Here is a 20314-nt window from a genome sequence, read left to right as displayed (position 1 = left end):
CGGAAAGGTTACTGAATGACGGTTTTGCGGTTGCCGACGCTGACTTGCGCGACCACCACCAGCAGCACGATGACGCTCAGGAAGATCGCACTCGTCCAGGCGGCGCCCATACCCAAGCCTCCGTAGGTCTTGGCCTGGGTCAGCAAGTCGCCGAGGGAGGCGCCGAACGGACGCGTCAGGATGTAGGCTAACCAGAACATCAACACCACGTTGCCGCCCAGACGCCAAGCCAGCAGAGTCGCTGCAATCAGCGCACCGAAAATCACGACGCCGAGCGTGAAACCAAGCCCAAGGGCTTCGGTGGCCAGATCACCAGCGGCGGTGCCAAGGGCAAAGGTGCAGAGCACGGTCGTCCAGTAGAAAAACTCGCGGCGCGGTGTGTCGATTTCGCGGATCGAAAGAGTGTGCTCCACGCGAAACCAGAGCAGAAAATTGATTGCCAGCAACACCGAGAACACCGCCGTGCTGACGTACAGGCTGATGTCGAGCATGTCGGTCATGATGTCGGTGATCTGGGTACCGACGATGCTCACCAACACCACGGTCAACCAGTAGATCCAAGGTGAATAGGCCGCTTTACGCATTTGAAAGAACAGCGCGCACGCCAGTAATAGCGCCATGCCGATGCTGGTCCAGCCAGCGCCGAAACCCGCATCTACCGCTAGAAAGTCAGCGCCGGTTTCACCCACTGTCGTCGATAGGATCTTGATCACCCAGAAAGACAGTGTCACTTCGGGCACTTTACTAAGCCATCCGGCTTTTGCGGGATTCATCTGCTGATAACCTCTTCTAAGCGGCGCTGAATGTGCGCGGAAGAAAAGGTACAACGCAATACTTAGCTGAGACTGAGGGGTGGCACGGTGCTTGCCAAAGTAGCCTTTGCGGGGATAGCGCTGGGCGTAACACGCTTGATTTTGAAAAAGGAACCGGCGCGCAAAAAGACACGAAGCCGACTGGAGCGCGTCCGGTAGCGCCGCGTGTCATGCCTGGTCGCGTTAGATCTGGAGCCTGAGCTTACGTTTGCCTGACGATATCGACCGAGATCTCCACCGCCGGAATCGTTCCTCTGTTCTCAAGCCAGTGTGTCGTGTTCCTGTCCTCGGGCCAGCCCACTCCCGGGCCATAGTCCGTAGCGACCCCGTTTCGATGGTCAGTGATCGTACCTTGCAGAATGTAAACAGTACCGGGTCTGTCTTTATGGTTGTGAACCGGCCCGAAGACGCCTCCAGGCTCGATGGTCACCATACGCATTCTAAGTTGACGCCCTGCCATGCCCTCGATCTCAGGGCCCAGGTCAACCGTTGCAAGTAACTTCACCGCAACACCTTTCGTTTCGGGTGCAGCCTGTTCGTTGCTCATCGCGCTCTCCTCTCTGTAGCGGCAGTGCCCGACCGATCAGTTCACGCCACACAGGTGGCAGCGGCAAGTGCCAAACCCATGCAGATGCGCTACAACAATACATAGAACTCCGGGGGCCTGACAGGAAGCGAGCGAACGTGGATGAAACACACACTCTGCGTCACCAGCCTGGCTCGGATCGCATCCGCTTCGCTATTCATAATAGCCCCCAGCGCAGTCGCAGAGGATCTCGAACCCAGGTCCTACGCCAATACGCCGGTCGGTATCAATTTCCTGCTGATGGGTTATAGCGATCTCCATGGCAACGTGACAGCCAACCCCTCAATCCCGCTTCAGGATGCCAAGCTCAACATCAAGACCGTCGTGTTTGCCTTTGCCAGATCCCTGGATGTCTGGGGCCGCTCCGGGAAGTTCGATATCATCGTGCCTGAGGCAAAACTGGCCGGCTCTGCGCTGTTCAACGGTGAACCCAAGGAGCGTAATGTCACAGGGTTGATCGATCCGAGATTCCGCTTCTCGGTCAACCTGTATGGCGCCCCGGCGATGTCCCTGGCTGAGTTTCCCCGCTATCAACAAGATGTCATTATCGGCGCCAGCCTGGCGATCACAGCGCCACTGGGTCAATACGACACGAGCAAGCTGGTCAATCTCGGCAACAACCGCTGGTCGTTCAAGCCCGAACTGGGGATTTCCAAGCGCTTGGGGCCAGTAACCTTGGAACTGTCCGGCGCCGGAACCTTCTACACCGACAATAACGAGTTCCTCGGCGACCATACGCTGTCACAGAACCCGATCTACCAGGTACAGGGGCATCTTATCTATGCCTTTAGCAACGGTGTCTGGGCTTCGCTGGATACGACCTACTTCGCTGGCGGAAGTAGCTCAGTCGATGGGGTTGGTAACCACGACTTTCAGGAAAATACACGCTACGGATGCACCCTCACGCTGCCCTTGAACCGCAACCATTCGCTAAAGCTGAATGCGAGCAATGGTGGGCATACCCGTACGGGCAGCGAATACGATGCCATTGGCATAGTCTGGCAGTACCGCTTCGGCGGAGGGCTCTGATCCCCAGGGATTTGCGCCGCATTCCCTTCGCGGATTAGTCAGATAGGTATCCGATCAATCAGGGACGGCTCAATCAACATCAAGCGTCACTTAATCTGATTCGATGGATAAAGGCCGGCGAGCCGAGCGATCACGACACCAACGTAAAAGACGCCCGAAAATTCTTCGACCATCACCAACGAACGGGCATGGTCAGTCAATGGGAGCACATCGCCATAGCCGGTGGTTGTGAGCGTCGTGAGGCTGAAATAGATCAGCTTGAAGAACGTGCCAGGCTGTATGAAGTCGAGGTGGCCAGGGCCGAATGAGCCAGCACTGGATATCTCGACCAGGGCATAGACGAAGGACCAGACGAAAGCCAGCATGATGTAACCTGCAAGTGCGCCATGCAGCTTGTCGGCTGTAATTGGCCCGCGCTTGAGAATATAGCGGAGCACGCCACTAAACGAGACGGCAAGAGACGCCGCATACGATATCCCGGCAAAGACAAGCATCGCGATACTCTCAGCCCATAACGCCGTCCATTGAAGGCCAACCCCAAGTAACGCCAGGCTCAGTTTGAAGATAAACCCCCGCCGAGTCTGCCGGGTGGCAAAAGCCCCCACGAGCAGCACGATTGAAAACAGAATACCCAGCAACGTGCGGGCGAATATGCCCTCTTCAAGAAAGGGAAACAGAAGGATCAACCCGAGCAACAGCAACAATAGATAAGTGCAAGGGCCTCGCCCTATCACCATCTGGGCTAAATCCTCTTCCGACTCGGGTTTGTCTCGCAGATTCGTCATACCGGTATCCCACGGACGGAAATAGCGCTAGAGACCTGACGTTTCACAGTTGAAATCTGACTTGGTTTGATCAGGGTCGGCAGTGGAATTCTAGTCACGAATGCCTACCAGAGGGTATTCGCGGCAATGAATTAATGGCCAACCTTGCAGGTTTGCTACCATTAACGAGCGACATCGAGATTGAGGTCTGCAGCAGGCAACGTCAGCCCTTGTCTCCCTGGCATGGAACCACTCATTTCAAGCCTGCCGGACAGATGGGAGGTGCAATGCGCATTCCATTGTTTTACGCGGTGTCAGTTGCTCTGTTGCTGAGCGGGCTTTCCTGCCTGGCGCAACCACTGGATGCGAGCGAACCCCCAAACACTGCAGATACAGCGGCAGTCGAGGCGGTAGCCAAGGATGCCGTGTTTACCGAAGAGCAACTGGATCAAATGCTGGCGCCCATTGCGCTCTATCCGGATCCACTGCTGGCACAAGTGCTAATGGCCACCACCTACCCTGGGGAAGTCGCCGAGGCGGTAACCTGGTCTAAAGCACATCCGGACACCAAGGGCGATGATGCTGTCAAACAAGTGGCGAGCCAGCCCTGGGATCCGAGCGTGCAGGCGTTGGTCGCTTTCCCACAAGTGCTGGCAACGCTAGGGCAAGATCCCGTCTGGGTACAACGCCTGGGTGATGCCTTCCTGGCGCAACCCGACGATGTCATGGGGGGCGTACAGCGCTTGCGTCATCAGGCGCAAGCCGCTGGCAACCTTCAGAGCAACCAGTATCAGAACGTGACGGTGCAGGCTGTTACAGCACCCGCCCCCACCTCTGCAGCGCCTGCCTCCCCCCCTGCCAGCAACCACTCTACGATCATCATTCAGCCCGCCGACCCGCAGGTGGTCTACGTACCCAGTTACAACCCGACCACCACCTACGGCACCTGGGCCTACCCTGCGTCGCCTCCCGTTTACTATCCACCGCCGCCCGCCTATTACCCCGGCTCGGCATTGCTGGCTGGGCTGGCGTTCGGTGCTGGCGTGGCGATCATCGGCTCGTTGTGGGGTGAGTGTGACTGGGACAATAACGACATTGACATCGACGTCAATCGCTACAACACCATCAACCGCAACAATCAAATCACCAATAATCAGAACAAATGGCAGCACAACGCCGTTCACCGCGATGGCGTTCCCTATCGAGACAGCAGGAGCCGCGAACGCTACGGCAAACAACTGAACGGTGCCAGTCAGCGTGAGGCTTATCGAGGGGACAATGCACAGCGAGCCCAGGCTCGTGAAAAAGCCCGCGGCTCAATGGATAAGTACGGTATTGAACGACCTGCCACCAGCAACCGCGAAGCCCGTGATCGAGCGCGCGCAGCTCAGTCCGGAACATCGGACAGCAATCGGTTACAAGCAGGTACTGAGAGACAGAAGTCGTCAGGCATGGGTCAGGGCACGATCAGAAACACTCGGGAGCGTCAGGAACTCAGGAACACCGCTCAGGTACAACAGCGCGGACAGGCCGATTTGTCTGCGCGCCAGACGGCAAAAAAACGGCCATCCGCCAACACCGGCAGTGCTCGCAACAATGTATTCGCCGGCGCACGCGCTCCATCCCTGGCCAGCGCACAAGCCAGTCGCGGTCGGACCAGCCAGGCATCCGCCCAACGACCTAACGTCTCGCGATCAGCCGGCAATCAGATCAGTCGGCCGTCCAATCCACCAGCGCGTCAAAGGGGGGGACGGCGTTGAACCACAATTCTCGAGTGAAGGTACTCATAGGCCTACGCCCCCGCCTCTTGGCGATAGCTGCCAGCGTGGCGTGGTCGTGCGCGGTTACGGCACAGCAAGCATTTCCAACGCCAGAAAAGGCCGCTCAAGCGTTCGTCGAAGCAGTCGGTACGGAACACGCCGATCAGGCCCGTCTGAGCGAGTTGCTGGGTGATGAGTGGCGTAGTTTCATTCCGCGTGAGGGTGTGCAGCGCAGTGATGTAGATGCGTTTTTGAAGCAATACCATGAACAACACAGCATTGAAAAATCCGGCGACCGCAAGGCGATCCTGTCGGTCGGCAGTGACCACTGGACACTGCCTATCCCCATGGTAAAAGGCAAGAACGGTTGGCGCTTCGACATCAAGGCCGGTAGCGCCGAAATCCGTGCCCGTCGAATTGGCCGCAACGAACTGGCCGCGCTGCAATCGGTACTGACCTATCACGACGCCCAGATAGACTATGCGTCAGTGGATCGCGACGGTGACGGCGCACTCGAATATGCGCAGAAAATCTTCAGCACTACTGGCAAGCACGACGGACTCTATTGGCCGGACGACGATAGCAGGCAGATCAGCCCGTTGGGTCCATTGTTCGGCAAAACCATTGCTGGCGAAGACTGGCATGGCTACCGCTTCCGCATTCTGGATGGCCAAGGCCCCTCGGCACCTGGCGGCGCATACAGCTACTTCATCGGTGACAAGATGAGCCGTGGGTTTGCACTGATCGCCTGGCCGGCGAAATACGATGACACCGGGGTGATGAGCTTCATGATCAGCCATGAAGGACAGGTGTTCGAGAAAGACCTGGGGCCCAGTGGGGATAAACTGGCGCACGCGATGAAGCGCTTTGATCCAGATGACAGTTGGAAGGTGGTCACTGTCGATCAGCAGTAGCACGATCCGGTTGTTGACGTCCTGAACGTAATCAAATGGCTACTTTGCCGCTGCCCGCTGCCCGCTCCTCGCCACCGACCGTTACAGGTCGGAAGCGAACAGGCGGTTTTGTCCAACTGGCTCACCCCTCGCAGGCGAAACAACCTGCACACCAAGCATCAGCGTGAAGGTTGAGAGCGCCAACTCGTCACTCAACTTCCTCATACTTTGTCAGCAAGACATGGCGAGCCCCACCATTTTTTGAGCCGCAACTGGCGCACGAAGGCGTCGTGGTTACACCTGACCCCATACCTCGGTAGCAGCTGTCCTGAGTTCGTCCATTATTAAAAACAACCGTCCAGCACACATTGGCAGTTTTAGGCCCGTCGTTGGTGATCTGTACGTAACCTGAGCCACCGTTATCGTAGGAGCACGCACTCATGGAAACGGGATATGCCTTGTGCGTCCACGACTCACACTGGTCAGCTTGAGCCACCCCAGCCATCCCCAGTAACAACAGCATTACCCCGGCAATTTTATTCATGTTGCGCTCCTGCGTTATGTTGATTTCTTATAAATATTTTATTGATTTCGCCGCTGCACCAACCGCCAGGCTCAATCGAGGCGCAACATTACTTCACAGGCAATAGTCGTTCAATCCACACGTGAACGTAAACGGGTGAGCGGTATGTACCGTCGGAATGCCAAGCCAACCCGATCAGCCAATTCCGACGGTACTCAAGCTACATGAATCAGCTATCAGAGGAGATAATGGCGTCGTGATCAGGTTCCGCGGCCAGCTTCAAGCGATCCGCTTTACAGATGTATTTAGGCTTGTTTTTCGGCGCCAATTTTGCACTGGCTTTTTTGGCATGAGCCTTTAATAACTGCTTTATCTTTTTTTGACGATTCATCTACTTCTACTCAGCCTTTAACGTCTTGAGTGCTGCCCGCTTAAAAAATTTACCCCCCCGATAACATGACTGTTTCAATCGTGACGCCTTTATCGGCTTGAGTACTGCCTTGGCAAACACGACAGACTACGGGGAGGCAAAGCCACATGACTACAGCGCACATTACGGAGTCACGTGCATGGTGTCCATGGCCAAGCCGAAGCGGGGCTTTCTGCCCGACTCGTTTTCCCTTGTCCAAGGTTGGCCGCTATAGGTGGCTACGGTGCTCATGATTTGTACTCCTCGCAAGGGGCGCAAAAAACTAGGCCGAGAAACCACCATCGATCGTCAAGCTGGCCCCGGTGATGTAGCCTGCTTCCGGGCCGGCCAGATAGACGACAAAACCGGCAACCTCCTCTGCCTTGCCGTAACGATCCAGCGCCATCAGACCTTTCAGGTACTCCGCGCCCTCACCATCGGCCGGGTTCATCTCAGTGTCCACCGGGCCGGGTTGCACGTTGTTCACGGTGATGCAGCGCGGGCCTAGATCGCGGGCCATGCCTTTGGCCAAACCGACCAGCGCCGATTTGCTCATGGCGTACACGGCCCCACCGGCAACCGGGATGCGCTCGGCGTTGGTGCTGCCGATATTGATGATGCGCCCGCCATCGCCCATATGCTTGGCAGCCTCCTGGCTGGCAACGAATACACTGCGCACGTTGACCGCCAGCGTGTGGTCCAGCTGCTCCAGGGTGATGTCCTCGGTGCTGCCCCAGGCCAGCACACCAGCATTGTTGACCAAAATATCCAGGCCACCGAAGTGTTCGACTGCCGTGCGAATGGCCTGTTGCACCGCTGCGGCATCAGCGCTGTCGGCCTTGAGGGCAAGCGCCTTACCACTGGCAGCAACTACTTCACTGACCAAAGCATTGGCCCGCTCGGCGGACGATACATAGGTGAACGCCACTGCCGCCCCTTCACGGGCCAAACGTTTGACGATGGCCGCGCCGATACCGCGGGAGCCGCCTTGAACGAAAGCTACTTTCCCTTGCAACGTTTGGGTAGCGGTCATGGTGTATCTCCATTACAGAAAGTTAATTCAGTATGACTGTGGTTTGAGCAATCTATTGCCACGGGCCCGACTTCGGCAAAAAGCAGTTTATCGGCGAGGAGGAACTCAGCCTGCTGGTCGTTGTCCGCCAGTAGCGCGCTGACGGGGAAACTGGAAGTATGGGCATACATAGCCACATCAGTCAGTGTCGAGGCGCAGAGCATAGCAGTTGGCGGTTAAGTCAGGATTATGGGTGTCCGCTTCAGGTAGAAAGCAACAGTCCCACAAAGCTGCAATCAACTATTGTGATTATTTTTCGGCATGAAGCCCAAAGGAGCCGGTCAGTGACTCCCTTAACAAAACGTAGAGTGTTGCTCACGACAATGGCATTGTTCGAGGCGTTGGCTGAGTGCTGATTCTCTTGCGTTAACTGGCGGGGCAGCGTTCAAGCCCGCTCTCGTTGCCTTGCCCAGGCCAGCTTTATGTTATCGACGCTTGGCACAAACCTGGACATATGCCGTATTCCCACCACCGGTACCCTCCGCCCTCCGATGTCAGCGGTGAACCCATATGTCGCGCGGTAGGAAGAAGCGTCAACATGATCCAATGCCTCGCCGTTGCCAAACGCCTCCCACAAAATCCTCGCAGCGGATGGGCTCCCCAACCCATTGCTGTACGCGATGATCAGCTCTGGCTCAGCGAGCGACATAGTCACTCGCTTGAAAAACTCCATTGATTTGTATGCCAGTGATTCCAGGCTCGCAGCAGGGGATCCTCTCGCAACCTTCTGTATCGACGCAGCATCTTTGGAGCACATCAGCAGCGCATTGGTATAAACAGTATCGCGCCAGTCAAAACCCAGCGCGCAGGGCAATTCAGTCAAGCGCCGGGCCAGGGTTTTCGGCCCCCATCCACCCTCAAGACCATAGGCAACATTGGAACATTCAGGCTGATCATAACCTGCACAGATTGACCCCGCGTTGGTGTGGATAGCGTCGGCAAGAGAGCCGTTAAAACCGACCATGATCAGACGCTTGCGACTGGGTGGTGCCGCGAGCAACTCGAACGCGCAGTCGAAGGGGCGCGCGATGTAATCTCCAATGGCCAGGTCGCAAAGCACGTCAAGAATAAAATTGCGGGTTTGCAGAGGCATAACCTCATCCTTTTGACAGAGCGGCCTACTGATATCGCAAGACCTTAACACGATTTAAAAGGGTCTCTTTGAGCCCGCCTACCGAGTGCAAGTGAGTCATCTGAAGCGTCATAGGCATCTTGAATGACTGCGTCAGGTTGATAGGAGACTTCCCCCTCTCTCCTCCAGCGCTTGAATCCTACCTTCGACCCCACTACCATTCCCGGACTGCTGCAAATTCAGCAGTCGGATTTCGCAGTCCGGTATCTCCAGGCGCGTAGCGCCCCATGACTCGATAGCAGGCGCTTTTTTTGTGCCCGCTGTTTCGTGCAATGGCGGCTGTGCGTGGGGCACCTTCGGGTGCGCCGGGGTCCTGGAGCCCGGTCTGCGAACCCGCGTACAGCTGCCACCCAATTTCGTTTCGCAGCGAAGATGGCTCAAGGGCTGGTACAGGCGTTGCTCGGTGGTATGGAGGCCGACAAGTCCGAGCCGGAAGCACGCTAGCGGAGTAGGCGGGCAGTGGTATAGCACCCTGCCCGCTTGGTGTTCATGGTCGCCAATCAACTCACAGACCTGGCGGCATTGGGTAGGATCCCCCTCACACAGTGAAGACCTTCAGCGGCACGTTCTCTCGGGCTTTTCATACAAGCTCCTTGGGCAACAGTGGGCGATGTTTAGAACGGTAGCTGCCCGGCGAGCAGTACTACCGCGATGATGATCATGGCTGCACCCGAAAGCCGGCTGATGAGGTGCGCTGCAGCCGGACGTGCTCGAAGAACCGCTTGAGAACCAAATCCGACCAGCAGGTAGATCGCACCACAACTTAAAGCGTGCACGAGCCCCAGTGCAATGATCTGCATGGGAACAGGCCATGGCGCAGTGACATCCGTAAATTGAGGCAAAAGTGCCAGGAACAGCAGGAACACTTTCGGATTCAGCCCACTGACGCAAAGCCCCTTGATTGCCCAGCGCTGCCAGGAACCCGATGTCTGAACCTCATCAGCGTGCGGTGCCGCGGGATGGGCCAGCATGTTGATACCCAGCCATAACAGATAACCGCTGCCGGCAACCGTCAGTATCGACAGGGCGACCGGATGGCTCGCAACCAGGGTGCCGACGCCGCCGGCAACAACAACGGTTGCAATCAAGTGACCGGACAGCAGCCCGGCTACAGCCGGTAGGACAACGCGCCCCTTCAAACCCGCCGAAATTGCGTAGGCCCAATCGGCGCCGGGCGTGATGATGAACAGAATCGACACCGCCCAGAATGCAACCACAACACTGAACGTCATCGCCCCGCCCACCCCTGCCACTTGCACTGCGCTCTTTGCATCGTCTCGCTCCGTGAATCAAAGGCCGCCCTCCCCTGGTCTTCAGAGAGGTTCAGCAGTTAAGGATGCGAGGAAGATTAGTGAAATCTTGCTAGAATTTTCTTTCAAATATCATCATGCATGCGCAGCTATGGGGGAGATTCTTCTGCATGGACAGAATTGATCGGAAGATTCTTGCCGAGCTTCAAAGAGATGGTCGGCTCTCGGTTACCGAACTGGCCGAACGCGTGGGCCTGAGCCTTTCCCCGTGCCATCGACGAGTACGGGCGCTAGAGGAATCTGGCGTGTTGCTGGGCTATCGAGCTCAGCTGAATCCCGGCGCGCTGGGCCTGAACTTTTCCGCCATGGTGTTTGCAACGCTTCGGGAAGGCGATAGGCGCGCCGTCGAGGCATTCGAGACAGCGTTGGTTGACATTCCCCAGGTGGTGGACGCTCAACGGCTGTTTGGCGAACCGGATTACCTGCTTCATGTCATCACCCAGGACCTGCCAGCCTTCCAGAGGCTCTACGATGAAAGCCTTTCGACACTACCCAATGTGCAGCGGCTGACCTCGACCCTGGTGATGAAGCGGATCGTCCAGGACAGGCCTCTTCCTTTGTGATGGCGCATCTATGCCGAGGCATGTAATGCCCGTGATACACGTTACCCAAAATGGGCAAAAAAATGCCTTAACGTGGTGTTTTATGGTCTGCACGCTAGGCTAATCGTGAGGGTTGGACGTTAACAATCTTGGTCTGGAAGCCACTCGGCCTGCCTGAAAACGTCCGTGATTGTCGTCCGTACTTTAATCACATTGCGCACACCAGCGTTAAGCAGGTACGCACCATGGCCAAACTCAGCCTTACCCCTGCGCTAAAAAATGAGTACGAACAGTTATTCAACACCTGCCTGATAAACCCGGCCCGTTTCAACGACGTCAATGCATTGGTCAAAAGCCTGTACGACCACCGTGACCGGTATCAACGTGTTGGCAACACGATGGGCATCCCATGGGCCTTTATTGCCGTTGTCCATAACATGGAGTCCAGCCAGAATTTCACGAAACACCTGCATAACGGTGACCCGTTGGCGGCGCCCACCGTGCATGTACCCAAAGGCAGGCCTCCAGGCAAAGGCCCCTTCACGTGGGAAGCCAGTGCCACAGACGCCCTGAGCCTGCACAAGCTGGGCGACAAGACCGACTGGACGCTGCCCGGCATGCTGTATCAACTTGAACTGTACAACGGCATTGGCTACCGCCTGTATCACCCTCATGTATTGACGCCTTACCTATGGAGCTTCAGCAACCACTACCAAAGCGGCAAGTACGTGAGCGATGGCACGTGGTCAGACTCGGCAAAATCGGCACAATGCGGGGCAGCGGTACTGCTGCGACGCATGGCCGAAAACGGCTATATCGATTTCGCCGATCAACCCTCACCTACAGAGGATGACGGCCCGATCATAGTCAACTACTCAGCCACCACGCTGGACAGCCTGGAGGCCGTGACCAAGGCGGAAAACCTGCAGCGCTGGCTCAATACGTTTCCGGGAATATTCGTCAAGGTGGATGGCGTGCCAGGCGACAGAACATCAGCAGCGTATTTCAAGGTGACGGGGCATTATTTGCCTGGTGATCCGCGAGGGTGAAAAACGCGGTGGCTGCAGGCGTACTCGACGGCATGGAGACCGACAGGTCAAGACTGGCCAACGACGCTACGCCTGCCCCCTCGCGTCAACCCTGCAAACCCCTCAGCATGTTCAGCCGAGCCTGCACAGATGACCGTGGATCAGCTATCCATTGAACATCCATCCGTTGTAAAGCCCCTGCGTCCGAGGCTTAATCGCTGCGACTGCGATCTACACAACCTCATGCACTCACGACAACAAGGGGCAGAGCATGACCCTCCGTAAAATGATCGATAACGGCTGTTTAAGCCATCCTTTGATCGCCGAATTGATCCGCCTTGAACCAACCACCTGGTTCAATCCAGCGCTGGCGCCGACCGCACAAGCGCTGGGCGATGTACCCTTGAGCGTCGCCGATGTCGACGACGCCGCCTCCCGGCTTGAGCGCTTTGCCGCGTTTATCCAATCGGCCTTTCCCGAAACGCAGGTCAGCGACGGCATCATCGAGTCGCCTCTGCTACCGCTGGCGCAGTTGCAGGCTGCCCTGTGCGCGGAGCAACAGGTGCCGATACAAGGCCGGCTGTGGCTGAAAGCCGATAACCTGCTGCCGATTTCCGGCTCGATCAAGGCCCGGGGCGGTATCTATGAAGTGCTCAAGCACGCAGAGGACCTGGCCCTGGCCGGCGGCTTGATCCAGCCCGGCGACCGTTACAACACGCTGGACAGCGATGAAGCCCGAGCCTTCTTTGCCCAATACAGCATTGCGGTCGGCTCCACCGGCAACCTGGGTTTGTCGATTGGCATCATGAGCGCGCGCCTGGGGTTCAAGGCCACCGTGCACATGTCTGCCGATGCCCGGCAATGGAAGAAAGACCGGCTGCGCGCCTGCGGCGTCGAGGTGGTCGAATATGCGTCCGATTACAGCGTGGCGGTGGAGCAAGGCCGCAAACAGGCCGAGATGGACGCGAACTGTCATTTTGTCGACGACGAGAACTCTCTGAACTTGTTCCTTGGCTACGCCGTGGCCGCACGCAGGCTAGCACGCCAGCTTGATGCTGCAGGCATCACGGTAGACCAGGAGCACCCACTGTTCGTCTACCTGCCTTGCGGTGTCGGCGGCGGTCCTGGCGGGGTGGCGTTCGGTCTCAAACAGGTTTTCGGCGATGCGGTGCACTGCGTGTTTGCCGAACCGACGCACTCGCCCTGCATGCTGTTGGGGGTTTACACCGGGTTACACGATGCGATCAGCGTCTACGACATTGGCATTGATAACCACACTGCCGCCGATGGCCTGGCAGTGGCCCGGCCCTCGGGCTTTGTCGGGCGCGCCATGCAGCGCCTGATCGACGGCTACTACACCGTCACTGATGAAGAACTCTACCGCCTGCTGGCCCTGATGGAGGCCACCGAAGGCCTGAAGCTGGAGCCCTCGGCGCTGGCCGGGCTGCCCGGTTTCCTGCGGGTATTGCAGGAGCAACAGGGTTACAGGTTGCGCCTGGGGCTGGACGAGCAACGTATGGCCAATGCGACCCACATCATGTGGGGTACCGGCGGCAGCATGGTCCCGGACGAAGAAATGGATGCTTACCTGAGTCAGGGTCGTAAACTCGTGGCTGCACACTAGCCTTTGATCACGGGCCGTTGGCGGCGTTTGGCACGCCACGGCCCCCTGATTCACGCCTGCGGAAGACTCACCCGATGCTGAACCTGCCCCCCAGACTGAGCTCAAGACTCAACAGTGCTCAGTTCGCCAACCTGCATACCTTTCTGGTTGCGGCGCGGCACCTGAGCTTTGCGCTGGCTGCCGAGGAATTGTGCCTCACCCCTAGCGCTGTCAGCCATCGTATCGCCCGGCTTGAACAAGCCCTGTCCCTTCGCCTGTTTGAACGCCTGACACGGCGCATCCGCCTGACCCACGAGGGCGAGCGGATATTCGCAATTCTCCAGGGTGCGATGGAGCAGTTGTCGGAAGCGCTGCAAGCGTCTCCGGAGGCCGAGCTGTCGGGATCCGTAGCGCTGTATGCACGCCCCTCTGTCGCGCAATGCTGGCTGGTGCCGCGCCTGGCGGACTTTCATCAACGCTACCCGAATATCGCTCTGGACATCCGTGTCGGCAACGACGCGATCGACTTTCGCACGCAAAACATCGACCTCGCCCTGCTCTACGCCAATGGCGAGTTCCCCGGCCTGGTCAGCCATCACTTGATGACCGAGACCCTCGCGCCGGTGTGCAGCCCAGGCTATGCCGATGCTCACGACCTGCACAATGCACCGCATAACCTGCGCCACTGCACCCTGCTGCACGATGCCCTGGCCTGGGAGCATGCGGTCTATGATGCCGAATGGCAGCTTTGGGCTCGTCAGCAAGGCCTGCTCGACGTACTACCGCAACGTGGTTTGACCTTCGACCGCTCCGACCTGTGCGTTACCGCAGCAATCCACCACGCCGGCATTGCCATCGGCCGCCAGCGCCTGGTGCAAAGCCGTGTCGACCGAGGCGAACTGATCCTGCCCTTCGGTGGTTTTACCCAGCCAGGACGATACGATTACTACCTCGTCCACCCCAAACGCGAGGCCATGCCCCTGCGTGTACACGTGCTGATTGACTGGCTCAAGCAGTGTGCCGACGAACCACTGCGACCATGACTCAGGCGTCCTTCAGCAATCGCTCAACCTGGGCCAGCTCCCAGGTACTGAGCAAGCTGACCGGGTCGGTGCGTTGCCAACTGTCGCAGGTCCCCACTCGACCATCCGGACTCTGACCGCGCAGGCAGTGGTGCAGGCTATTGCCGGTGACGTCGAGTGTCAGTTGCCAGCCCTCGATACCCACCTCCAACAGGCCGTGCACGGGCTGCAGGCCGAGGCGTTGCAAGGGGCGAATACCCAGGGCGGCGTCTCGCAAGCATTGATACACCTCGCGGGCGGTCAAGGTGGTCATCAGGTCAGACTCGGCAGGTACATGGGCACAACTCGCTCATTTGCAAACAGGTACAAGGCTGTCACTTGATCTACCTTGTGGTAGCCGGGATGTTACCGTATTGACGGTTGACGCTGCACTCAAGGACGACGCGCACCAGCGCGCCCGTTAACTTGACGTCAGGTAAAGGGAGTGAGGGGTGCATTTATTTGAAACGCCGAGACTGATCGGCCGGCAGTTATCGCAGCAGGACCTGCCCGCGCTCGCGGCGATGCTGAGTGATCCTGAGGTGATGAGGTATTCCGTTCGCGGGGTGTGTAATGAGCAGGCCACCCTGCGCTTCATTGATTGGTGCCTGGCCTGCTACGCCTCAACCGGGCTGGGCCCTTGGGCCTTGGTCGAAAAAGCCTCGAATGATCTCGTTGGATTTTGTGGCGTCGGGCCAGAGATGATCGACGGCGTAGAAGAAGCCAATCTGGGCTATCGCCTGGCCAGAAGGTTCTGGAACCAGGGGCTTGCCTGCGAGGCGAGTAAAGCCGTTGTCGATTACGTTTTTACGCAAAAACAACTGGCGTCCGTTGTTGTAGTGATCCAACCGGAGCATGTGGCTTCGCTGAGGGTGGCGGAAAAAACCGGTTTCAATGCTTTCGAGTTGCGCGAATTTCATGGTCGGCCCGTGCGCATGTACCGCTTGAATCGCCAGGGCTGGGCCTCATTGCAGGACGGCGCACACGGCTAGACGCCGCCAGGACGGGTAAGGGCAAGCCCTTCCCGCCCACTGCTGCACCGCAAACCACGAGGCGCAGCCGCTGGCCAATGTCAGATGCGGAACGTCCCGACGAGATGCTTGAGGCGATTGGCCTCGCGCTCCAGATCGTTACAGGCGCGCAAGGTCGCTTGCAGGTTCTCGACACCGTCCTGATTGAGGGTGTTGATCTCGTTGATATCCAGGTTGAGCGCCTCGATCACCGACGTCTGCTCTTCTGTCGCCGTGGCCACGGACTGGTTCATATTGTCGATTTCACCGATACGCTCGGTGACGACCTCCAGGCTTGAGCCGGCCTGATTGGCGATCAAGACGCTGCTTTCGCTGTCGCGTTGGCTTTCTACCATCGTTTCTACCGACTGCTTGGAACCAACCTGCAGCTCCTCGATCATCTGTTGGATTTCCTGCGCCGAGCTTCGCGTGCGGTGAGCAAGGTTGCGTACTTCATCGGCGACCACAGCAAACCCGCGCCCTGCTTCGCCTGCACGCGCTGCCTCGATGGCCGCGTTGAGTGCCAGCAGGTTGGTCTGGTCGGAAATACTCTGGATGACTTCAAGGATCTGCCCGATGTCGACGGTCTTGCCATTCAGCAGCTCGATGTTGCCGCACGAGTCGCTGATCCTGGCAGACAGCTGGTTCATCGTTTTGATGGTGTTTTCCACGATGCTCTGGCCTTCTTCGGCCCGCGCACGCGCATCGGTAGCCTGATGTGCAGCCTCTGCAGCATTGCGTGCGATCTCCTGGGCAGCGGCACCCAGTTCATTGATGGCCGCAGCGACGCTGTTGGTGCGGCTGGCTTGTTCGTCGGAGTTAAGCATCGACGAGTTGGACGCCGTTACAACTTGGGTCGCCACCTCACTCAGATGGAAGGCTGACGAGGACACCTCGCGGATCGAGGCATGAATGCGCTCGACAAACTGGTTGAAGGCTGTAGCCAGTTCACCAAATTCGTCCTGGGTATGTACTGTCAGGCGTTTGGTCAGGTCCCCTTCCCCATTTGCAATGTCACGCATGGCTACACCCATGGCATTCAGCGGGCGCATCAGCACCCGGATCAGGATACCGAGCAACAACATGATGACCGCAACAGCGACCAGCGTAGTGATGATTGCTGATGTGCGGTATTCGCTGAGCGACGAGTAAGCCTTGGCTTTATCAACGGACAGGACGATGTACCAGTCGGCGGAAGGCAGGCCGTCGATATGGGCAAAGCTGAGAATGCGCGTACCGTTCTGATTGTTTACCTCACTGAAGTTGTCGCCGATACGTGGGGTATCGTGGGGGTAGACATCCTTCAGGTTCTTCATAACCAGACTCTTGTCTGGGTGAACCAGAATCCGGCCATCACTGCTCACCAGGAACGCATAACCCAAGCCATTGAAGTTCAGTGAGTTGATGGTGTCATTCAGGACGTTGAGGTTCAGATCGCTGCTCAATACCCCTGCGTTGCCTGCAGGCGTGGCGATGGCTACGGTCAGGCCGCCGGTGACCACATCGACATAAGGCTCGGTCAGGATGGTTCCACCGGCCGCCTTGGCGGCTTGATACCAAGGGCGAGTACGCGGGTCATAGCCATCTGGCATCTTGCTGTCCGGACGCATGGTAAAACTGCCATCAACGCCCCCCAAGTAGGTGAACACGAAGTTCGACAGCAAGGTCTTTTGTTCCAACTGACTCACGACCTGCTCGGGAGCCGGATTGCGGGCAACCGTCTGGGCGGTATTCTCCACCAGCAAAATACGCCCTGCCAGCCAGCTCTGGATACCCTTGGCGGTGGCACCGCCAATATCGTCGAGATAGTTTTCCAGGCTTTTGCTGACCGCATCGCGCTGCAACGAGTAACTATAGAGGCTGGATAAGGAGAAAATCATCACCACTACCACGGCGGCAGCGAGCAGAATTTTCTGGCTGAATTTAAGCTGATTGAACATGCACATAATCCTTGGCAGCCACGACGTGTTACACGTTTGGCAAAAGCGTTATATCCGATGACTTTCAGGCGAGCGCCACTGCATCACAGACTTCATGACGTTATAGGACCAGGCACAAGGTAAACCCTGAACAATTTGAGGGGTTATGAAATGCTACAAACGAAAGTTACACACCGTGGAGATTCCTTTTTATCCGCGCCATCCCTGCACACGCTCATCGTCCATCTGCCCCGTGGCTGAAACCTGCACTCCCACCGCTCAAAACATCGCCAGCGCAGGATAATATCACTTTAGAATCACCTCGTAAGCATTTTGACGCCATTTTACCGCCATCATGTTTAAGCCTTGTGACACGGCGGGAAAACCTCTGACAGCGCTGCTTACAGATCGGTAGCCCACTATCCATTCGTCGTATACCGCACGATTTTTTGCGCGCAGAGGGTTAACATTAACCACACTAACTTAATGGATTATCGGGTTTTTTAATGTTGTCACGGAAACACCCTGTGCACGCACTCCCTGTCGACGCACACTTTCTAGCCTTGCTGAATGCTACCGACTCCGCCAAAGCGACATGGCAAAATACCGTGGAGCATTTGAACACTGTATCCGACGAAATCTGGCTCTCTAGAATGCAAGAACTTGATGAACTGGAGCGCCAATACCGGGCCTGTCAAGACACACTCTTCCAACACATCAAGCGCACCCTCGAAACTGCGGAAATGTAAAGCGCCCCTGATTTAAAAAAAGCCCTTACCCGAAAAGCGAGGGCTTTCTGCTTAGATGCCTGCACTGGAATTATGAATATCACCGTCTTGCGCGGCCTCTGTTTTGGAACAACACTGTCCGGGTGAACAACAGCCTGAACCGTTACCCAGGAGAGTACGCTCCAGATGGAAATCAACGCCGATTTCGACCAGCGCATCTTGATGCACGCGGCGCAAATGCCTTGGGTCGACTCGCCCATGCCCGGTGTGCAGCGGCGCATGCTCGACCGTGTCGGAGACGAGGTCGCCCGTGCCACCTCCATCGTGCGCTATGCCCCTAATAGTCAATTCAGCCCTCACACCCATGACGGGGGCGAAGAATTCATCGTCCTGGAAGGCGTGTTCCAGGATGAGCATGGCGACTACCCTGCCGGCACCTATGTGCGCAACCCACCCACCTCGCGACACACCCCCGGTTCCGCCAGTGGTTGCATCATCTTCGTCAAGCTCTGGCAGTTCGATCCGGCAGACCGCAAGCACAGCGTGATCGACATGAACCAGGCAGCACTGATGCCAGACACGCTGCGCCCAGGGGTCGGGGTCATGCCGCTGTTTCAGGACGAACATGAAACGGTACGCCTGGAAGTGTGGGTACCGGGCACGCGCATTGAAATGGCATGCCCGGATGGCGCCGAACTGCTGGTGCTGGCCGGAGAAGTGCGTATTGACGGCAACCTGCTCACGGCCATGTCGTGGATGCGCCTGCCCAAGGGTGACCATCTGAAGGCCATCGCCGGCTCCGATGGAGCCAGCGTCTGGGTGAAATCAGGACATCTACGACACATTGCGACACCACACAGCGTCTAGTCAGCACACGCTCATCAGCTCCAGGGGTGCCGAGGTGGCTTCACACCGTTGAGCGCATAGTTACCCACGATGTGGTACTTCCAGCGCACCGGATCGTGCAAAGTATGCACGCGGGCGTTGCGCCAGTGGCGGTCGAGCCCGTACTCCTCAAGGGTCGACCGGGTGCCGGCCAGTTCAAACAGACGGTTGCTGGCCAGGATTGCCACTTCGGTGGTCAACACCTTGGCTTCGGCGGTGAGCAGCGAGGCTTGCGCCACGTTCTCTTCTGTCGGCTCGCGCAGCGCATGATCGATAGCATCGGCGGCCAGGTCGAGCACCGCATCAGCCGCGCGCAAGCGAATCTGCAAGTCGCCCACCTGCTGAATGACGTACGGATCATCCGTGGCCTTCTCCAACCCTGAGTCGATCCACGGGCGAGTATGGCGGCGAACGTAATCCAGAGTGTCATTGAACGCGCCGCGAGCAAGACCAGCATCAATGGCAGCCTGGATGAACTGGGAAATCGCACCGCCTGCGGTCGGGCGGTCGAACGCCTTCCAGATCGGCACCACCTGCGCAGCAGGCACGCGCACCTGATCGATCAACACCGTGCCGCTGGCAGTGGTGCGTTGACCAAAGCTGGACCAGTCATTCACCACCTTCAACCCCGGCGCATTGCGTGGCACTACAGCCAGGTGGGGCAAACCCTCCTCGGTAACCGCGACAATGGGTACCCAGTGCGCCAACAGCGCCCCCGTGGAAAAGAACTTCTGCCCGCTCACCAGAAAGTCTGGGCCATCTGCGCTGATACGGGTCTGGAAGTCCGCAACGTGCTTGCTGCCACGCTCGGAGAAGGCATTGCCGAAGCGTGCGCCCGACAGTGCCAGGTCAAAGAAGAAGCGCTTCTGTTGTTCACTGGCGTCAAAGGCGATGTGGGCCAGGATGACGAAGTGGTTCTGAGCCAGTTGGCCCAGTGAGCCGTCAGCCGAGGAAATCTGTTTGAATACTTCGCCAACGGTTCGGTAACTGGCACCCAGGCCACCGTACGCCTTGGGCACCACAATGCTCCAGAGCCCGCTCTGGGAGTATGTGTCGAGTTCAGCCACCGGCAGACGCCGCTCGCGATCACGCACAACCGCCTCACGGGCAAACTCACCCGCCAGGCGCCGGGCCGTTTCAATGGCCTGCGCCTCACTGGTCAGACGCTGTGCCGGCGTGCTCGATTGGGTTTGGACAAAGGCGTCGGCCTGCTCGGCCAATGGGGTTTTCAATTCAGTCATGGCGAGT

General features: G+C 57.7%; 20 protein-coding genes and 1 pseudogene. 9 read left to right on the top strand and 12 right to left on the bottom strand.

Annotated elements, in window-relative coordinates; translation table 11 throughout:
• Positions 1 to 8: 8 nt before the first annotated feature.
• Complete coding sequence (locus IE038_RS05165) at positions 9 to 773, bottom strand: COG4705 family protein (RefSeq protein WP_163932401.1); 765 nt, start codon at positions 771 to 773, stop codon at positions 9 to 11.
• 241 nt (positions 774 to 1014) lie between these two features.
• Positions 1015 to 1359 carry a cupin domain-containing protein gene (locus IE038_RS05160; RefSeq protein ID WP_163932396.1) on the bottom strand — a complete coding sequence of 115 codons (345 nt, stop codon included), beginning with the start codon at positions 1357 to 1359 and terminating at the stop codon, positions 1015 to 1017.
• A gap of 141 nt (positions 1360 to 1500) precedes the next feature.
• On the opposite strand from IE038_RS05160, the gene IE038_RS05155 reads away from it, so the two are divergent.
• On the top strand, positions 1501 to 2427 hold the full coding sequence (locus IE038_RS05155; protein ID WP_189395257.1) for a transporter: 927 nt from the start codon (positions 1501 to 1503) through the stop codon (positions 2425 to 2427).
• Positions 2428 to 2513: 86 nt separating this feature from the next.
• On the opposite strand, the gene IE038_RS05150 is transcribed toward IE038_RS05155, so the two are convergent.
• Positions 2514 to 3212, bottom strand: a complete 699-nt coding sequence (locus IE038_RS05150) for an ion channel (protein ID WP_189395256.1) — start codon at positions 3210 to 3212, stop codon at positions 2514 to 2516.
• A gap of 266 nt (positions 3213 to 3478) precedes the next feature.
• On the opposite strand from IE038_RS05150, the gene IE038_RS05145 reads away from it, so the two are divergent.
• Together IE038_RS05145 and IE038_RS05140 are read left to right on the top strand one after the other, a co-directional pair.
• The gene (locus tag IE038_RS05145; protein WP_189395255.1) at positions 3479 to 4951 is read left to right on the top strand and encodes a DUF3300 domain-containing protein; all 1473 of its coding nucleotides are present in this window, start codon (positions 3479 to 3481) and stop codon (positions 4949 to 4951) included.
• 26 nt (positions 4952 to 4977) lie between these two features.
• Complete coding sequence (locus IE038_RS05140) at positions 4978 to 5865, top strand: DUF2950 domain-containing protein (protein ID WP_163939881.1); 888 nt, start codon at positions 4978 to 4980, stop codon at positions 5863 to 5865.
• Positions 5866 to 6052: 187 nt separating this feature from the next.
• On the opposite strand, the gene IE038_RS05135 is transcribed toward IE038_RS05140, so the two are convergent.
• The 5 genes from IE038_RS05135 to IE038_RS05115 all read right to left on the bottom strand — a co-directional run bounded on the left by IE038_RS05135 (position 6053) and on the right by IE038_RS05115 (position 10212).
• Positions 6053 to 6388, bottom strand: a complete 336-nt coding sequence (locus IE038_RS05135) for a hypothetical protein (RefSeq protein ID WP_163939880.1) — start codon at positions 6386 to 6388, stop codon at positions 6053 to 6055.
• A gap of 208 nt (positions 6389 to 6596) precedes the next feature.
• Entirely contained in the window at positions 6597 to 6758 is a 162-nt protein-coding gene (locus IE038_RS05130) for a DUF2986 domain-containing protein (RefSeq protein ID WP_163936107.1), read from the bottom strand.
• 301 nt (positions 6759 to 7059) lie between these two features.
• Positions 7060 to 7809 carry a 3-oxoacyl-ACP reductase family protein gene (locus tag IE038_RS05125; RefSeq protein WP_189395254.1) on the bottom strand — a complete coding sequence of 250 codons (750 nt, stop codon included), beginning with the start codon at positions 7807 to 7809 and terminating at the stop codon, positions 7060 to 7062.
• A gap of 424 nt (positions 7810 to 8233) precedes the next feature.
• Positions 8234 to 8941: a hypothetical protein gene (locus IE038_RS05120; protein WP_229775623.1), complete on the bottom strand. Its 708-nt coding sequence runs from the start codon at positions 8939 to 8941 to the stop codon at positions 8234 to 8236.
• A gap of 653 nt (positions 8942 to 9594) precedes the next feature.
• Positions 9595 to 10212: a LysE family translocator gene (locus IE038_RS05115; protein ID WP_163936109.1), complete on the bottom strand. Its 618-nt coding sequence runs from the start codon at positions 10210 to 10212 to the stop codon at positions 9595 to 9597.
• A gap of 188 nt (positions 10213 to 10400) precedes the next feature.
• On the opposite strand from IE038_RS05115, the gene IE038_RS05110 reads away from it, so the two are divergent.
• The 4 genes from IE038_RS05110 (at position 10401) to dsdC (ending at position 14506) form a co-directional block, all read left to right on the top strand.
• On the top strand, positions 10401 to 10853 hold the full coding sequence (locus IE038_RS05110; protein ID WP_163936094.1) for an Lrp/AsnC family transcriptional regulator: 453 nt from the start codon (positions 10401 to 10403) through the stop codon (positions 10851 to 10853).
• Between the two features lie 224 nt (positions 10854 to 11077).
• A complete protein-coding gene (locus IE038_RS05105) occupies positions 11078 to 11881 on the top strand; it encodes a hypothetical protein (RefSeq protein ID WP_189395253.1) in 804 nt (267 codons plus the stop codon).
• A gap of 250 nt (positions 11882 to 12131) precedes the next feature.
• Complete coding sequence (dsdA, locus tag IE038_RS05100) at positions 12132 to 13484, top strand: D-serine ammonia-lyase (RefSeq protein ID WP_163936091.1); 1353 nt, start codon at positions 12132 to 12134, stop codon at positions 13482 to 13484.
• A gap of 74 nt (positions 13485 to 13558) precedes the next feature.
• Positions 13559 to 14506, top strand: coding sequence for a DNA-binding transcriptional regulator DsdC (gene dsdC / locus IE038_RS05095; protein ID WP_163936088.1), 948 nt, complete (start codon positions 13559 to 13561; stop codon positions 14504 to 14506).
• A 1-nt stretch (position 14507) separates the two neighbouring features.
• Here the strand turns inward: dsdC and IE038_RS05090 are convergent, their stop codons facing one another.
• Positions 14508 to 14798 carry a DUF7693 family protein gene (locus tag IE038_RS05090; RefSeq protein WP_163936085.1) on the bottom strand — a complete coding sequence of 97 codons (291 nt, stop codon included), beginning with the start codon at positions 14796 to 14798 and terminating at the stop codon, positions 14508 to 14510.
• A gap of 178 nt (positions 14799 to 14976) precedes the next feature.
• On the opposite strand from IE038_RS05090, the gene IE038_RS05085 reads away from it, so the two are divergent.
• The gene (locus IE038_RS05085) at positions 14977 to 15516 is read left to right on the top strand and encodes a GNAT family N-acetyltransferase (protein ID WP_189395252.1); all 540 of its coding nucleotides are present in this window, start codon (positions 14977 to 14979) and stop codon (positions 15514 to 15516) included.
• Between the two features lie 80 nt (positions 15517 to 15596).
• Here IE038_RS05085 and IE038_RS25200 read toward each other — a convergent pair whose 3' ends face one another.
• Together IE038_RS25200 and IE038_RS25195 are read right to left on the bottom strand one after the other, a co-directional pair.
• Positions 15597 to 16361: a methyl-accepting chemotaxis protein gene (locus IE038_RS25200; RefSeq protein ID WP_407682236.1), complete on the bottom strand. Its 765-nt coding sequence runs from the start codon at positions 16359 to 16361 to the stop codon at positions 15597 to 15599.
• Between the two features lie 90 nt (positions 16362 to 16451).
• Positions 16452 to 17414: pseudogene (locus IE038_RS25195) on the bottom strand (HAMP domain-containing protein); the annotation flags it as partial.
• 953 nt (positions 17415 to 18367) lie between these two features.
• Here IE038_RS25195 and IE038_RS05075 point away from each other — a divergent pair.
• Positions 18368 to 19048 (top strand): cupin domain-containing protein, encoded by a 681-nt coding sequence (locus tag IE038_RS05075; protein ID WP_163939259.1) that lies wholly within the window; start codon positions 18368 to 18370, stop codon positions 19046 to 19048.
• A 14-nt stretch (positions 19049 to 19062) separates the two neighbouring features.
• Here the strand turns inward: IE038_RS05075 and IE038_RS05070 are convergent, their stop codons facing one another.
• Positions 19063 to 20307 carry an SfnB family sulfur acquisition oxidoreductase gene (locus IE038_RS05070; RefSeq protein ID WP_189395250.1) on the bottom strand — a complete coding sequence of 415 codons (1245 nt, stop codon included), beginning with the start codon at positions 20305 to 20307 and terminating at the stop codon, positions 19063 to 19065.
• Positions 20308 to 20314 lie beyond the last annotated feature (7 nt).

The sequence above is a fragment of the Pseudomonas laurentiana genome (assembly GCF_014648275.1).
Lineage (GTDB): Bacteria > Pseudomonadota > Gammaproteobacteria > Pseudomonadales > Pseudomonadaceae > Aquipseudomonas > Aquipseudomonas laurentiana.
The sequence above is the reverse complement of the archived record's forward strand: the minus strand, read 5'-3'. Positions and strand labels throughout refer to the sequence as shown.